We start from the raw sequence: 15,582 nt of genomic DNA, 5'->3' as shown, positions 1-15,582 counted from the left end.
AAGCCAAGCAATAAAGCGTGACCTGGCACACAGTGGGATAAGCGATCCGTCCCGCCGCTTGCAAAGGAGCAATCATGCACACCACCGAATCCCTCACCAGCTTCTCGGACCTGCTCGGTGCCATCCCGGCAGCCCCGAAAACCCGGGACATCCTGGATCCCGCGACCGGGGAGGTGGTTGCGGCCGCTCCCGTCCACACCCTGGCCGACCTTGAGGCTGCCGTAGCCTCCGCCCGCCTGGCCCAGCCGGAATGGGCCGCCCTCGGCCACACCGAACGCTCCGCGTACCTGATGCGGGCCGCCGACGCCGTCGAAGCCGCGGCCGAAGGCCTCGCCGAACTGCTCTCCCGCGAACAGGGCAAGCCGCTGAACGGCCCCAACGCCCGCTTCGAAGTCGGTGCCTGTGCCGCTTGGCTGCGGGCCACGGCGTCGTTCGAGCTGGAACCCGAGGTGCTGGTGGACGACGACGGGGGCCGCGCCGAACTGCATTACCGTCCGCTGGGCGTGGTGGGCGCGATCGGCCCGTGGAACTGGCCCATGATGATCAGCATCTGGCAGCTGGCCCCAGCCCTGCGGATGGGCAACACCGTGGTCATGAAACCCTCCGAGTACACCCCGCTCTCCGTCCTGGCGCTGGCCGCCGTCCTGAACCAGGCCCTTCCTGCGGGCGTGCTGCACGTGGTGTCCGGCGGCCGGGACGTGGGCCAAGCCCTGGCCGGACACGCGGACATCAACAAGGTCATGTTCACCGGCTCCACCGCCACCGGCAAGGCGATCATCCGCTCCTCGGCGGACACCGTGAAGCGCCTGACCCTGGAACTCGGCGGCAACGACGCGGGCATTGTGCTGCCCGACGCCGATCCCGCCGCGATCGCCGAAGACCTGTTCTGGGGTGCCTTCATCAACACCGGCCAGACCTGCGCCGCGCTGAAGCGCCTGTACGTGCACGAGGACATTTACGACGCCGTCGTCGATGCCCTGGCCGGCGTCGCGAACGCCATGCCCATGGGTGTGGGGCTGGATGAAAACAACGTCCTGGGCCCGCTGCAGAACCAGGCCCAGTTCAACATCGTTGCGGACCTGGTCCAGGCAGCGAAGGACGCCGGAGCCCGGATTGTCACCGGCGGCAACCCGGCCTCGGGCCAGCCAGGCTACTTCTACCCCGCCACGCTGGTGGCGGACATCGAGAACGACAACCCGCTGGTGGCGCAGGAACAGTTCGGCCCCGCCCTGCCGATCATCCGCTACTCCACCGTGGATGAGGCCGTTGCCATGGCCAATGCCCTGGACGTCGGTCTCGGCGCCTCCGTCTGGTCCTCGGACAAGGACGCGGCCCTCGCCGTTGCTGCCCGGATCGAAGCCGGCACCGTGTGGATCAACAAACACGGCGCCGTGGACCCGCGGATGCCGTTCGGCGGCGCCAAGCAGTCCGGCTACGGCCTCGAATTCGGCGTCGAAGGCCTCAAGGCCCTCGGGGCGCCGCAGGTCCTCAGCTACTGACCCATCCTCATTTGATCGAACGAACGAAAGCAACGAAGCTTCCATGGAAACCGAATACATTGTCATTGGTGCCGGCTCGGCCGGCAACGTCGTCGCCCGCCGGCTGCTCGATGCCGGCAGGAAAGTCACCGTCCTCGAAGCCGGGGACCTGGACACCAACCCGGACATCGCCCACCTGAACACCCTCGGCGCGCTCTGGCACAGCCCGCAGGACTGGAATTACTACACCACGGAGCAGGCCGGAGCCTCCGGGCGCCGCATCCACCTGCCCCGCGGCAAGGTGATGGGCGGATCGCACGCGCTGAACGCCTCCATCTGGGTGCGCGGAGACCGCTGGGACTACGATTCCTGGGCCGCGGCCGGCTGCGAGGGCTGGTCCTGGGAGGATGTGCTTCCGGTGTTCAAGCAGATCGAAAGCTACGACGGCGGCGCTTCCGAAACGCGCGGCACCGGCGGACTGCTGGACGTGGTCCAGGACTTCCCCCGCAACCCTGTGCAGGAAGACATGCTGGCCGGCGCGCAGGAGATTGGCCTGGAACTCAACCCGGACTACAACTCCGGCAGCGTTGAAGGCGTTTCCCGCATGCAGCTGAACGTCCGGGACGGCAAGCGGTTCAACACCTGGCACGCCTACTTGAAGCCGGTCATGGACTCCCCGAACCTCACCCTGGTCACCGGTGCCCACGTGCGCCGGCTGCTGGTCGAGGACGGCGTGGTGCGCGGTGTCGAGTACGAACTCGCCGGGGAACTGCACACGGTTCAGGCAGGGGAGACCATCCTCTGCGCCGGTGCGATCAACTCCGCCGAACTGCTGCTGCGTTCCGGCGTTGGCCCGGCGGCTGAACTGGAGGCAGCCGGCGTCGAACCCGTCCTGGACCTTCCCGGAGTAGGCAAGAACCTGCAGGACCACCTGCTGGCCCCGGTGATCTTCTCCGCCGGTGCCCGCCCTGTGCCGGACGGCGAGGTTGCCCCGGCGGAAGTGCATCTGTTCGCCAAGTCCCGCCCGGAGCTGCCCGTGCCGGACACCCAGCCGATCTTCTTCTCCGTGCCCATGTACTCGCAGGACTATGCGGGCGGCGAGATGACCGGCCCGGCAAACGGCTTCTCCATGCTTGGCGGCCTGGTCCGGCCGGAAAGCCGCGGCGAGATCACGCTCACCGGGCCGTCTCCGGAGGACCCGCTGCGGATCGACCTGGGCGCGCTGTCCGAGCAGGCCGACGTCGATGCGCTGGTGGCGTCGGTGCGGCAGTGCCGGGAGATCGGCCGGTCCGAGGCGCTGGCCAACTGGGAGCCCAAGGAACTGCACCCCGGCCCCGCCGTCTCAGACAGCGACGAGGATCTGGCCCAGTACGTCCGCGACTCCGTGGTCACCTACCACCACCAGGTGGGCACCTGCCGGATGGGCACTGATGAGCTGGCCGTGGTCGACCCCTCGGATCTGACCGTGCGCGGGCTGGCCGGCATCCGGATCGCCGACGCTTCAGTCATGCCGATGGTCCCCACCGGCAACACCAACGCCCCCACGGTGATGATCGCCGAGCGCGCCGCCGGGATGATCCTGGGGTAAGCCTTCAAATCGAGATCACAGAAACTGCCCGTATGAGCGCTCATACGGGCAGTTTCTGTCATCTCGATGGGCTGGGCGGGGCGGGCTAGTAGGCAGCCGCTGAGGCGGCCGCCACCCGCCGGCCGGCCTCCACCGGGTCCGCCGGATACCCGCGCAGGTACGCGGCCAGGGCCCCGTTGTAGGCCAGTACGACGTCGTCCGCCAGGTTCGCGGCACGGTCGCCGGCCAGCGGCTTGGCAAAGTGCCGCAGCCTCTCGGTCAGCAAAGCGGTATCAGCGGCGAGGACGGCGGCGATTTCATCCCCGGCGTCCGGGAGCTCCGTGGCAGTGGAGAGGAAGGCGCACCACCGGGCCGCCGGTTGCCGGGCACGGAAGGCGGCCAGTGCATCGAAGACGGACAGCAGCCGTTCCAGGTCGTTGCCGGCCCTCACTGCGCACTCGTCCCACACGGACTGCCACTCGGCGAGCCGGACGCGCAGGGCCTCCGCAACGAGACCGTCCTTGCTGCCGAAATGCGTGTAGAGGCTGGCGGCGGACACCTTGGCGGTGCTGAGCACCTCGTCCACGCCCGTGGCACGGATGCCTCGGTCGAAGAACACTTCTTCCGCTGCCGCGAGCAGCCGCTCGCGGGCCGGGACTTTCTGGCCGGTGGTCATGCGCCAACTCTAGCCAGCCTTGTTCCATAACGATAGTTCTGTTTGACTGTAACGATCGTTCTGATTCGAAAGGCGGGAGCCCGCAGTGCAGTGGAAGCTGGTATTCAGTGGCCTGACCCTGATCGCGGCTACCTACGGGCTGGCCCGGTTCGGGTACGGGCTGTTCCTGCCGCGCTTCGCCGAGGATTTCGAGATGGGCCCCGGTCTGTCCGGGATGATCCAGGCCGGAAGTTTCCTCTCCTACTGCGTAGCCGCCTTGCTCGCGGCCCGGCTGGGAACACGGACCCGCGTGGTGGTGCTGCTGGCCGGGATCACTGCAGCGCTCGGGTCCGCCGGAGTGGCCGCTGCCCCGAATGCGGGAGTCCTCGCAGGCGCGGTGGTCCTCGCCGGGGCCGGGGCGGGCTTTGCGACCCCGGGGCTCGTGAGCCTGATCGAATCCAACGTGGCGGCCCGGCGGCAGGAAAACGCCCAGGCCATCGTCAATTCGGGGACGGGCGCCGGTCTGGTGGCGGCCGGGGTGCTGCTCATCCTGGTGGCAGGGCAATGGAGGTTGGGCTGGGCGGTGATTGGCGCCGTCGTCATCCTGGCGACCGCTGCGACGCTCGCCTCCGACCGGAAGCGCGCACTCCCGGAGCGGGGGGAATCTGCTGCGCCCCGGATGCCTGGCCTGCGTGAACTGGCGCTGCTGCGCCGCCCGTTGATCGCCGCGGGCCTGGCGGGAGCGTCGAGCGCCGCGGTCTGGACGTTCGGCCGCACCGTCCTGGCCTCCGGTACCGAGGATGAGCTGTACTCGATTGCTGCCTGGATGGTGCTGGGCGGGTTCGGGGTGCTGGGTGCCGCAGCCGGGAGCATTGTGCAGGCATGGAGCCTGCGGACGGCGTGGACCACGACGGCGCTGCTGATGTCCGGCGCTACCCTCCTTCTGGCGGCGGGTCCGGCAGTCCCTGCGGCGGGCTATGCGTCGGCCGCGGTCTTTGGCGCCAGCTACATCGCCCTGAGCGGCGTGCTGATCGTGTGGGCGGTTCGGACCCTTCCGGAACAGGGCGCCGCGGGGACCGTATTCCTCTTTATTGCGCTCGCCGTTGGCCAGGCCGCCGGATCCGTAGGCCTGGGTGCACTGCTCCAGCCGCAGGCGCCGCTGCCCGCGTTCGGCCTGGCGGCCGCCGTCGGGGTCCTCGCCGTCCTTCCCGCCTGGATCCGCGGGAAAGCGTCCCCGGCTTCCCACCGAGAGGCCAGTTACGGCTCATTACAGCGCTGAAAGGAGCCGTAACTGGCCTCTCGAGGGGAGGGTTTGGTCCGGCCACAGGGTTGCTCGTAGCGTAGTCCTGCGAACGTACGGGGCTGGTCCTCGGGGAGAGGACACCATGGGCAATACCGTCACAGCCGTCCAGGCACCGGAGCAGGCAGCCCCGCCGCAGGGCCCGTCCCGGAGCCGCGCCGGCATCCTGCTGGCCGTCTGCATTGTGCTCATCGGCCTGAACCTGCGCACTGTCTTCTCCAGCTTCTCCGCCATCCTGCCCGAGCTCACCGCGGCCTCCGGCATGCCCGCGGCTCTGGTCAGCGTGCTCACCACCGGTCCGGTGCTGTTACTGGGCCTGGCGGCCCCGGCGGCGCCCGTGCTGGCCCGTAAGGTGGGCATCGAACGCACTATCCTCGCCGCGATGGTGGTCCTGACCGCAGGACTCGCCGTCCGCGGCACCGGCGACTTCACCGCCATGGCCGCCGGGACCATCGCCGCCGGTGCTGGCATCGGCGTCGTCAACGTCCTGCTGCCGACCCTGGTCAAGCGCGATTTCCAGCACCGGCTGGGCCTGATGAGCGGCCTGTACACAGGCTCGATCTGCGCTGCCGCCGCGCTCGGCGCCGGATTCACCCAGCCCCTGCTGCAGGCCACCGGCTCCTGGCAGGACGCACTGGCGTTCTGGACCCTGCCGGCGGCGCTCGTCGTGGTTCTGTTCGCGCCGCTGGCCCTGCGGCGCGGCCGCACCCCGGCGGACAGCGCAGCCGACGCCGGTCCCTCGGTCTGGCGCTCAGCCCTCGCCTGGCAGATCACGGGTTTTATGGCCCTGCAGGCCATGACGTCCTTCAGTGTCTTCGCGTGGCTGGCCCCGATCCTGCGCGAACGCGGCATCGACGGAGCCGCCGCCGGCTACGTGGTGGCCGGCTCGATCGTGGTGCAGGTCCTCGGTTCCTTCCTCGCACCTCCGCTGGCAGCGCGGCTGCGCAGCCAGGCCTGGCTCAATGCCTTCATCGCGCTTCTCACGGGCGCCGGCTTCGCCCTCACCATCCTTGGCCCCCTGGAGCTGGTGTGGCTCTGGGCGGTGATGCTTGGCGTCGGGCAGGGCAGCCTCACCGCGCTGGCGCTGACCATGATCGTGCTGCGCACCCACGACGCCGACACCGCGGCCCGCGTCTCCGGCATGATGCAGTGCGTCGGGTACGGTGTGGGCTCCTCCGGAACCCTGCTCGTGGGCATCCTGCACACGGCCTCCGGTTCCTTCACACCCGCAGCGGTGATGTTCCTGCTGGTGGGAGCCGCGGCGGCGGGCATGGGCTTCCTGGCCGGACGCGCCAGGTTCGTCGGCGGTGCCCGCCGGGATTAGGCCAGCAGCTCGGACAGGGAGGCCGTGAGGGTGTAGCCGTCCAGCGGACCAGGATCGGAGAGGCCCGTGGCGGCGCTGGTGACCAGCACCCGGTCGCCGAGCACCAGCACGCTGGTGGGCTGCCGGGCCGGTACGGGCACGGACGCGAGCCGTTCGCCGTCGCCGGAGTAGACGTCCAGTCGCGACGCGCCCCATACCGCACTCCAGATCCGGCCGTAAGGGTCCACATGCATCCCGTCCGGGTTCCCCTCGGGCACCCGGGCGAAGACCTCCGCAGCGCCGGGGTCCGCCGTCGTTGTCCGGAGGATGACCCCATCATCGGTATCGGACACCAGCACGCCGTGCCCGTCCGGCAGAAACACCGGCCCGTTGGGAATGGGGATGCCGCTGCGCAGGCGCACGACGCCGCCGCCCACCGGGTCCCAGCGCCAGAGGGCGCCGTCGGGCTCCGAGCCGTCGTGCACCATGGTGCCGAACCAGAGGGACCCGTCCGGCGCAAAAGCGCCGTCGTTGACGCGGTAGCGTGCCGGGTCCAGGTCCGTGTCCGCCAGCGGAACCGCCGTGCCGTCGGGCAGCAGCTCGACGATGCCGGTGCCCGCAGCGCCGATCAGCCGCCCCGCTGCATCCTCCTCGGCAAAACCCAACGGCTGCGGAAGGCTGTGGGTGAGCACGGGAACGTCACTCCCCGGCTCCCACGCATAAAGCTCCCCGTTCACGAGGTCCACCCACCGGGCACCGCCGGCCGTGCGACGCAGCCCTTCGCCGAGCTGAAGTGCGTGCGTGCTGACCGGTGTCCACATCGTCTGGTCCATGCCTGCCTTTCCGGGGAGTTGCACGTGTTGGAGTAATCTACCGGACCCGCCTGCGCCGGCCGGCGGGCGTGGTGCTAATCTCAGTTCTGCGAAGGCGGGCACCGGCCGGTGCTAACTACCTGGCATTTCCCGGCCGGAGAGACCGCCGGGGCCTTGATCGCAGGGGGCAGTTCCCATGAATTCAGACGCCGCATATCTTTCCCGGGCCATCGAGCTGGCCACAGCCAACGTTGCAGACAGCGGAGGGCCGTTCGGCGCCGTCATCGTTACCGCGGACGGACAGGCGTTCGACGGCGTCAACCGGGTTACCGCCAACAATGATCCCACCGCGCACGCGGAAGTCACGGCCATCCGCAACGCGTGCGCAGCCCTGAAAACCTTCGACCTCAGCGGTGCCGTGCTCTACACGAGCTGCGAGCCGTGCCCCATGTGCCTGGCCTCGGCGCTGTGGGCGCGCATCGACCGGGTGGTCTACGCTGCGGACCGGCACGACGCCGCCGCAGCGGGCTTCGACGACGCCCTCTTCTACGAGTACTTCGAAACTCCCGTCGAAAAGCGGTCAATGCCCGTGAGCCAGCTCTCCGGGGAGACCCGCAACGCGCCGTTTGACGCCTGGACCGCAGCGGCGTCGCGCATCGACTACTAAGTCCGGCGCCGGGTCAGGGCCTCCGGCGTCCGTCAGGCCGTCCGGGGGTCCCGCCCGGGCTGCAGGAGCCGTATCCTCCAAGAATGGACCCGGTTCTTGTGTGTCTGTGGATTTTCGTTGTGGTCACCGCCGCAACGTGGATCCTGTCCCTGATCACGCGGGAGTACTCGTGGACGGACCGAATCTGGTCGATCGTCCCCGTGGCGTACGTCTGGGTGTTCGCAGCGGCGTCGGACATGGAACCGCGGCTGGTGCTCATGGCAGTGCTGGTGACCCTGTGGGGCGCGAGGCTGACCTTCAACTTCGCCCGCAAGGGAGGCTACGCGCCCGGTGGGGAAGACTACCGGTGGGCGATCCTGCGCGGCAGGCTGCGGCCGTGGCAGTTCCAGTTGTTCAACCTGGGATTCATCAGCATCTACCAGAACGTAATCATCTGGCTGATCACGCTTCCGGCGCTGACGGTGTTCCAGAATCCGGGACCGCTGGGAGCCTGGGACTGGGCGCTCGCTGCCCTGTTCGTGGCAGCGCTGGCGGGGGAAGCCACTGCGGACCAGCAGCAGTGGAGCTACCAGCAGCTAAAAAAGCGTGCTCCCGGAAGGGAAGCCGGGCAGGGCTTTGTGCAGACCGGGCTGTTCCGCTATTCGCGCCACCCAAACTTCTTCTTTGAACAGGCCCAATGGTGGCTGTTCTACGGATTCGCCGTCACTGCCTCCGGTTCCTGGCTGCACTGGACCCTGGCCGGACCCGTGCTGCTGACCCTGCTTTTCGCCGGCTCCACGGTGTTCACGGAAAGTATCTCGGCCAGCCGGTACCCTGCCTACGCCGAGTACCAGCGGCGGACCTCACCCATCATTCCGCTGCCTCAGCGCGGTTCCTCCCGTCCCCTCGAAGCCGGCTAGGACACCTTGAAGGAAGCGCTCAGCTCAGTGGAACGCACCCCGGGTTCAATCACCTTGGCAAAGCACGTTGAATACGGCAGGTCCTTGTACGGGCCGAAGTTCGGCACCTCGGCATAGCCGGCCTGGGCATAGAACCGCTTCCCGTCGGACTGGGCCGAGCCTGCCTCCGCGGTGACGGCACCGAACCCGGCGGCGCGGGCACGGAACTCCAGGGAAGAGAGGATTGCCGTCGCCACGCCTGACCCGCGGGCGTACGGCAGCACGTAGATCCGCTTCACCTCGGCCGTGGAACAGTCCAGCCGCCGGAGCCCCCCACACCCCAGCGGCTGCCCCGAACTTCGTTCGTAGGCGATCACGAACACCGCCGTGTCCGCTTCGGTAGGCGGGGACGGGTCATGGTCCGGGCTTCCGTAGCGGGAGTCCAGCTCGGCCTGCTGCGCCCTCCGCAGGTCAGTGCCCACCGGGTTGGACCAGGGCACCTCCCGGATATAGAGGTTCGGGGGTAGCGGGAACACGTGAACCTCCTGGGCCTGCGGAACTGGTTCACCTCAATCTACGAAGCCCGGATTTCGCCCGTGTTTCCGCTGTGTGAGAACTGGGCTAAGCCAAAAACACGATTTTCCAATACATGTCAAAATGGAAGGGATGACTTCCCCCAAAACTTCCCCAGCTGCCCTGAGCGTACCCGGCGACAAGCCGCAGGTGCGTCCCGCAACCGAAGGCTGGGAGCAGGCCAAGGAGCCCGACGGCCGGCCCCTGCTGCAGTTCAAGTCCCCGCGGGTTTCCCAGCCCCCGGAGCACCTCGCTGACCTGACGCTTGCCGAACGGCAGGAGAAGCTCAAGTCCCTGGGGCTGCCCGGATTCCGCGCCAAGCAGCTCTCGGTGCACTACTTCCAGCACTACACCACCGATCCCGAGAAAATGAGCGACCTCCCCAAGGAGCGCCGCGATGAGCTGGTCAAGGAGATGTTCCCTACCCTGCTCACCGAGGTGAAGCGCCTCACCACGGACAACGGTGACACCATCAAGTTCCTGTGGCGGCTATTCGACGGTTCGCTCGTCGAGTCGGTGCTGATGCGCTACCCGGGCCGGATCACGCTCTGTGTGTCCAGCCAGTGCGGCTGCGGCATGAACTGCCCGTTCTGCGCCACCGGTCAGGCCGGGCTGACCCGCAACATGTCCACCGCGGAAATCCTGGACCAGATTGTCCAAGCGAACCGGGTCATCGCCGAGGGCGGCCTGGGCGGCAAGCGCCGCGACGGCGGGCACGACGCCGAGCGCGTCACCAACATTGTCTTCATGGGCATGGGCGAACCGCTGGCCAACTACAAGCGCGTGATGAACGCCGTGCACCGCATGGCGGCCGAGGCTCCCGAGGGCCTGGGCATGAGCGCCCGCAACATCACGGTCTCCACCGTGGGCCTGGTGCCGGCGATCAAGAAGCTGGCCGAGGAGAACATTCCGGTCACTTTCGCGCTGAGCCTGCACGCACCGGACGACGAGCTGCGTGATGACCTGATTCCGGTCAACAGCCGCTGGAAGGTGGACGAGGCGCTCGACGCCGCTTACCACTACTACCGCACCACCGGCCGCCGGGTCTCCATCGAGTACGCGCTGATCAAGGACATGAACGACCACCCGTGGCGGGCGGCGCTGCTGGCGAAGAAGCTCAACTCGCGCGGCCGCGGCTGGGTCCACGTGAACCCTATTCCGCTGAACCCCACCCCGGGCTCCATCTGGACCTCCCCGGAACCCGAGGTGATCCAGGAGTTCATCGACACCCTGATCGACGCCGGCGTTCCCACCACGGTCCGCGACACCCGCGGCAAGGAAATCGACGGCGCCTGCGGCCAGCTGGCTGCGGCGGACTAAGAACCCCTGAACAATGACGGCGGGAGGCCGGGTTCGCGAACCCGGCCTCCCGCCGTCGTTTGTCTGTGGGGTCCTACTTCTGCAGGTGGTCCACCAGGTCCTCGGCGATGCCGATGTACCTGGCCGGGGTGAGGGCGAGCAGGCGTGCTTCGGCTTCGGCCGGCAGGCCCAGGCCGGAGACGAACTCCTTCATGCGCTCGGCGTCCACGCGGTGTCCGCGGGTGAGCTCCTTGAGCCGCTCGTACGGGTTTTCCATGCCCGGTGCTCCGGCGATGGCCTCGGCGCGCATGACCATCTGGATCGCTTCGCCAAGGACCTCCCAGTTGGTGTCCAGGTCCGCGGCCAGCACGTCTTCGGCAACGTTCAGGCGCTCCAGGCCCTTGGCAACGTTGGAGATCGCCAGCAGCGAGTGCCCGAACGCGACGCCGATGTTCCGCTGCGAGGAGGAGTCCGTAAGGTCGCGCTGCCAGCGGGAAGTAACCAGCGTGGAGGCCAGGGTGTCCAGCAGGCCGTTGGAGATTTCAAGGTTCGCTTCGGCGTTCTCGAAGCGGATCGGGTTCACCTTGTGCGGCATGGTGGAGGAGCCGGTGGCGCCGGCAACGGGGACCTGGGCGAAGTAGCCGATGGAGATGTAGCTCCAGACATCCGTGCAGAAGTTGTGCAGGATCCGGTTGAAGCGGGCCATGTCCGCGTAGAGCTCCGCCTGCCAGTCATGCGACTCGATCTGGGTGGTGAGCGGGTTCCAGGTCAGGCCGAGACCCTCGACGAAGGACTTTGCCACCTGCTGCCAGTCGGCGTTCGGGACGGAGGCGTAGTGCGCGGCGTAGGTGCCGGTGGCGCCGTTGATCTTGCCCAGGAACTCGGTGCCGGCAACGTGGTTCAGCTGGCGGGTCAGGCGGTGCACCGTGACGGCCAGTTCCTTGCCCAGGGTGGTGGGAGTGGCGGGCTGGCCGTGCGTGCGGGAGAGCATCGGAACGGCACGGGTTGCCTCTGCCATGGCGGCGATCTGGGCCACCATCTTCCGGGCCGCCGGCAGCCAGACGTTCTCCACGGCACCCTTGACACCCAGGGCGTAGGAGAGGTTGTTGATGTCTTCCGAGGTGCAGCCGAAGTGCACCAGCGCGGTGAGGTTCTCGATGCCTATCGCGGCCAGCCGGCGGCCAATGTAGTACTCAACGGCCTTCACGTCGTGGACGGTGACCTGCTCGATCTCCGCCAGCTCGTTGACGGAGTTGCCGTCGAATCCGGAGACGATTTCGCGCAGCTGTGCCTGCTGCTCGGCGGACAGCGGCGAGGTGCCCGGGAGCACGGCGTTGGAGGTGAGGTGGATCAGCCACTCGACCTCAACGTGCGTACGGTCGCGGTTCAGCGCAGCTTCGGAGAGGTAGTCAACCAGCGGTGCGGTGGCGGAGCGGTACCGGCCGTCCAGGGGACCCAGTGCGATTGCGGGGGTCACGGCGGCAAGGGACACGCGGGGAGCGGAAGAAGAATCGGCCATGGGGCCAATTCTTCCATGGTCCCGCGCCGGAGCCGATTCCGTGACAGGGCGCTCCAGCTGCCCTCCACAATGATCCGAACGAGTGCCGGTTTCCCCGGCAGGGGAGCGGACGACGGCGGCAGGCCCGCGGCTGCCTAGAGTTGGCTTCCCGGCGGAACAGGACCGCCGGTCCGCCCCGGAACCAATTCGGCGGCGGCATGAACGGCCGGCAGGACAGGCAGGAAAACACGTGACAGGCGGGGACGCAGCGGCCCAGGCGCTCAGGGCAGGGGAAACGGCGGAGCTGCTCGAGCAGCATGCGGCGGAGCTGCGCCGCCTGCAGCGTGAATTGGGGAACGGGGATGAGGAGCAGTGGAGGTCTGCGGCCGGCGCGGCATTCCGTGACCGGGTTTACCGGCTGGCCCTTGAATTGGGGGTCTGCCTGGAGGCCCTGGAGCGGGCAGCATCTGCCCGGCGTGCTGTTTCCGCTGCTGAACAGTTCGAAGAACAGGGGTGGCTGGAATGAGCGGCACGTGTCCGCTGCCGCCGGCGTACCAGGTCCGGGGCGGGCAGAACAGCATCCTCGTGGAGTTCGACGCGCTGGAGATCCGCGCCGGGCGCCTTGAGGCCATCGCCGGAACCTTGCGGGACATTGGCGCCGGCCTGCAGCGGGTCTGTGGGGAGGAGGCTGCCTGGAACCGGACGCAGCCTGCCTCCGCAGCCGAAACAGCCAGGGTGGAACTTGACCGTGCTGTCTTCCTGCTGCGCGCGTGCATTCAGGCAGCCGAGGAAGCGGCCTCCGGGCTGCGGACTGCGGCAGCCAACTACCGGGATGCGGAGGGGCGTGCCGAACGCCTTGGCGGGCTGCCCGGGCTGCTGCCCGCGGGACTCGCGTTCCTGGATGCCGGCCCCGGCGGATTTCCGAAGCTGCGCTGGGTGGAGTCCCTGCCGCTGCGGCTCGTGGACACTCCCGCACTCCTGGCGCTGGCAGGGATGCTGGGCGGGCGGAGCGCCCTGCGGGAAATCGAGGTGGAGCGGGTCCGGGCGGCGGACGGCACGGCCGAAACGGTCCAGGTTTCCGGAACCGCAGCTGGACTGCTGGAGCGGAGCGCCGTGCTGCTGCGGGAGGATGACCCCGGTGTGGTGGAGGTGCTGCGCCTGGAAACAACGGACGGAAGCGCAGGCCCGGGGCAGGTTTTCGTGGTGACAATCCCGGGAACGCAGCCGGGTTCAGGGGCCGCGGGGGACAACCCGTTCGACAACTACGGCAACGCCGAGGGCCGGGCAGCAGAAAGCCGGTTTGTCGCTGCGGCCGTGGCAGAGGCACTGCGGCAGGCCAAAGCGGAAGCGGGAGACTCCGTGATCCTCGTGGGCTACAGCCAGGGCGGCATCCATGCTGCCAACACGGCCGGCTACCTGCGGGAAACGGAGGGGCTGGATGTCCGTTACGTCCTGACCGCGGGTGCCCCGGCCGGTGATGCCGCGATCCCGCGGGAGGTCCAGGCCCTGCACCTTGAACATGCGCAGGACTGGGTGCCGGGAGCGGACGGCACGTCCAACCCCGACGCATTTAACCGCGTGACCCTGACCCTCACCGGCGACGCCCCGGTGGCTGGAGACAGCGGACTGGGCCCGGCCCACAAACTGCCCGTCTATCTGGAGGGAGCCGAGGTTGCGGACGGCAGCGCAGACCCATCGCTCCGCGCATCCCTGGCGGGCGCGGGCGCTGTGGTGGGTGCGGGAAGCACCGCGTCCCGGGAGCTCTACCGCTTCCGGCGCAGGGAACGCCGGCCGGCCCTGCAGGTAGTGCCGAAAGCGCCGGAGCCCAGTCCCGCGGCGCCCCGCAGGGTGCCTCCCGGCAGGGATTAGCGGCGGGTGCCCGCCAGTGAACCGGCCACCAGCGAGACCAGGGAGATGATGATCGAGGCGAAGATTGCCGTCCAGAAGAATGAATCAATCTCGAAATGCACCGGAGTGAAGCTGGTGAGCCACGCAGTGAGCATCAGCATGGCCGCATTGATGATCACCGTGAACAGGCCAAGGGTCAGGATGGTCAGCGGAAGGGCGAGCAGCCGGACGATGGGACGCACCAGGGCGTTCACGACTCCGAACACCAGGCCGATGAAGAGGTATGCCAGCACAATGTCGAAGGTGGTGTTGCCGGTAGCCGGTGCACCGGCTTCCCCTACGGTGATCCCGGGCAGTGCCCACGCGGCAACCCATAGGGCGAGGGCGTTGATGAGGACTCTCAGCACTAGGCGCATGCCCTAATGCTGGCACAGCCGCCGGCGCGGCCAAAGCCCTGCAGCGATTCGGCCCGGAGAGCATCTGTGCGTTCCGTCACATGAGCACCCGTGAATCCGGACTAGTCTTAAGCCATGACCACTACCGAGAATGACACCAGTGCTGTGGCAGGAGAGGCGCACACGATCAGCCCGCGCCCGGTCGTTGACCGCCTGCCGCGCTACGCTGCCGGAAAGCCGCCCGTGGCAATTGAAGGGCTGCAGAGCTACAAGCTCTCCTCGAACGAGAACCCCTTTCCGCCGCTGCCTTCAGTCCTGGAAGCTATTGCTGCCCACCCGAACGTAAACCGCTACCCCGATCCGCTGGCAACGGCGCTGCGGACGGAACTGGCCTCCTTCCTTGATGTGCCCGCCGAAGACATCGTCACCGGCGGTGGAAGCCTTGGCGCACTGAACCAGCTCCTGGCCACTTTCGCCGGGCAGCGGGAAGACGGCACCCAGGACGAGGTGATCTACCCGTGGCGCTCCTTCGAGGCCTACCCCATTTCAGTCGGTCTTTCCGGGGCCCGCAGCGTGCAGGTTCCGCTGCTTGCCGACGGGCGCCATGACCTTGAGGCGATGGCTGCCGCTGTCACCGAGCGCACAAGGATGGTCCTGCTGTGCACTCCCAACAACCCCACCGGCCCGGTGCTCAGTACCGAAGAAGTAGAGGGATTCCTCGCGAAGGTCCCCTCGGACGTGATCGTCGTGATCGACGAAGCGTATGAGGACTTCGTGCGTGATCCGGACGCCGTCAACGGTGTGGAGATCTACCGCCGGCACCAGAATGCCGTTGTGCTGCGTACCTTCTCCAAGGGCGCAGGGCTGGCCGGCCTGCGCGTGGGCTATTCGATTTCCCATCCGCACCTGACGCAGTACCTCCGCGTTACCGCCGTGCCGTTCGCCGTTTCCCAGATCGCCGAGCAGGCCGCGATTGCCTCCCTGCAGCACCACGACGAAGTTGTGGAAAGAATACAAGCGCTGGTAGCCGAAAGGACCCGCGTGGTTGAAGGGCTGAAGGCACTGGGCTGGGCCATCCCGCAGGCTGAAGGCAACTTCGTCTGGCTGGAACTGGGGGAGAATACCCCCGAGTTTGCAGTGCTGGCGGAGCAGCAGGCGCTGGCGGTACGTGCCTTCGGGACCGAAGGCATGCGGGTGACCATTGGTGAGGAGGAAGCCAACAGCCGATTCCTCGCTTTATGTGCAACCTATACAAAAGGCCCCCGCGTTTCCTAGCGTGTCCTGAGTGCTTTTGGGGCCCCGGCCCTCG

15 protein-coding genes are annotated in these 15,582 nt (G+C 67.9%); 10 read left to right on the top strand and 5 right to left on the bottom strand.

All coding sequences use genetic code 11. The annotated features are described in order from the left end of the window. Positions 1-74 precede the first annotated feature (74 nt). On the top strand, positions 75-1,499 hold the full coding sequence (locus GD628_RS05370) for an aldehyde dehydrogenase family protein (protein ID WP_152274043.1): 1,425 nt from the start codon (positions 75-77) through the stop codon (positions 1,497-1,499). Between the two features lie 43 nt (positions 1,500-1,542). Next, complete coding sequence (locus GD628_RS05365) at positions 1,543-3,066, top strand: GMC family oxidoreductase (protein ID WP_152274042.1); 1,524 nt, start codon at positions 1,543-1,545, stop codon at positions 3,064-3,066. 85 nt (positions 3,067-3,151) lie between these two features. On the opposite strand, the gene GD628_RS05360 is transcribed toward GD628_RS05365, so the two are convergent. Further along, a complete protein-coding gene (locus GD628_RS05360; RefSeq protein WP_152274041.1) occupies positions 3,152-3,721 on the bottom strand; it encodes a TetR/AcrR family transcriptional regulator in 570 nt (189 codons plus the stop codon). An 85-nt stretch (positions 3,722-3,806) separates the two neighbouring features. On the opposite strand from GD628_RS05360, the gene GD628_RS05355 reads away from it, so the two are divergent. Further along, complete coding sequence (locus GD628_RS05355) at positions 3,807-4,979, top strand: MFS transporter (protein ID WP_226802342.1); 1,173 nt, start codon at positions 3,807-3,809, stop codon at positions 4,977-4,979. A 106-nt stretch (positions 4,980-5,085) separates the two neighbouring features. After that, on the top strand, positions 5,086-6,324 hold the full coding sequence (locus tag GD628_RS05350; protein WP_152274040.1) for an MFS transporter: 1,239 nt from the start codon (positions 5,086-5,088) through the stop codon (positions 6,322-6,324). Here the strand turns inward: GD628_RS05350 and GD628_RS05345 are convergent. Continuing rightward, positions 6,321-7,136, bottom strand: coding sequence for an SMP-30/gluconolactonase/LRE family protein (locus GD628_RS05345; protein WP_152274039.1), 816 nt, complete (start codon positions 7,134-7,136; stop codon positions 6,321-6,323). The genes GD628_RS05350 and GD628_RS05345 overlap by 4 nt on opposite strands. A 175-nt stretch (positions 7,137-7,311) precedes the next feature. Between GD628_RS05345 and GD628_RS05340 the strand changes: the two genes are divergently transcribed. Then, positions 7,312-7,782: a nucleoside deaminase gene (locus GD628_RS05340; RefSeq protein WP_091601003.1), complete on the top strand. Its 471-nt coding sequence runs from the start codon at positions 7,312-7,314 to the stop codon at positions 7,780-7,782. 83 nt (positions 7,783-7,865) lie between these two features. Next, a complete protein-coding gene (locus GD628_RS05335; RefSeq protein WP_152274038.1) occupies positions 7,866-8,681 on the top strand; it encodes a DUF1295 domain-containing protein in 816 nt (271 codons plus the stop codon). Here GD628_RS05335 and GD628_RS05330 read toward each other — a convergent pair. Next, positions 8,678-9,196 (bottom strand): GNAT family N-acetyltransferase, encoded by a 519-nt coding sequence (locus GD628_RS05330; protein ID WP_091601007.1) that lies wholly within the window; start codon positions 9,194-9,196, stop codon positions 8,678-8,680. The genes GD628_RS05335 and GD628_RS05330 overlap by 4 nt on opposite strands. Before the next feature lie 130 nt (positions 9,197-9,326). Between GD628_RS05330 and rlmN the strand changes: the two genes are divergently transcribed. Next, positions 9,327-10,553: a dual-specificity RNA methyltransferase RlmN gene (gene rlmN, locus GD628_RS05325; RefSeq protein WP_152274037.1), complete on the top strand. Its 1,227-nt coding sequence runs from the start codon at positions 9,327-9,329 to the stop codon at positions 10,551-10,553. Between the two features lie 73 nt (positions 10,554-10,626). Here the strand turns inward: rlmN and purB are convergent, their stop codons facing one another. Beyond that, positions 10,627-12,051 (bottom strand): adenylosuccinate lyase, encoded by a 1,425-nt coding sequence (gene purB / locus GD628_RS05320; protein WP_152274036.1) that lies wholly within the window; start codon positions 12,049-12,051, stop codon positions 10,627-10,629. A gap of 229 nt (positions 12,052-12,280) precedes the next feature. On the opposite strand from purB, the gene GD628_RS05315 reads away from it, so the two are divergent. Together GD628_RS05315 and GD628_RS05310 are read left to right on the top strand one after the other, a co-directional pair. Beyond that, complete coding sequence (locus tag GD628_RS05315; RefSeq protein ID WP_091601013.1) at positions 12,281-12,556, top strand: hypothetical protein; 276 nt, start codon at positions 12,281-12,283, stop codon at positions 12,554-12,556. Beyond that, positions 12,553-13,899: a hypothetical protein gene (locus GD628_RS05310; protein WP_152274035.1), complete on the top strand. Its 1,347-nt coding sequence runs from the start codon at positions 12,553-12,555 to the stop codon at positions 13,897-13,899. Before GD628_RS05315 ends, GD628_RS05310 begins: the two co-directional genes overlap by 4 nt. On the opposite strand, the gene GD628_RS05305 is transcribed toward GD628_RS05310, so the two are convergent. Then, the gene (locus GD628_RS05305; RefSeq protein WP_152274034.1) at positions 13,896-14,294 is read right to left on the bottom strand and encodes a phage holin family protein; all 399 of its coding nucleotides are present in this window, start codon (positions 14,292-14,294) and stop codon (positions 13,896-13,898) included. The genes GD628_RS05310 and GD628_RS05305 overlap by 4 nt on opposite strands. A gap of 114 nt (positions 14,295-14,408) precedes the next feature. Here GD628_RS05305 and GD628_RS05300 point away from each other — a divergent pair, with 114 nt between their 5' ends. Continuing rightward, positions 14,409-15,548: a histidinol-phosphate transaminase gene (locus GD628_RS05300; RefSeq protein WP_152274033.1), complete on the top strand. Its 1,140-nt coding sequence runs from the start codon at positions 14,409-14,411 to the stop codon at positions 15,546-15,548. Positions 15,549-15,582: the final 34 nt, after the last annotated feature.

Source organism: Arthrobacter koreensis, from assembly GCF_009193255.1.
Taxonomy (GTDB): Bacteria; Actinomycetota; Actinomycetes; order Actinomycetales; family Micrococcaceae; genus Arthrobacter_B; species Arthrobacter_B koreensis.
This window is presented reverse-complemented; position numbering and strand designations above follow the sequence as displayed.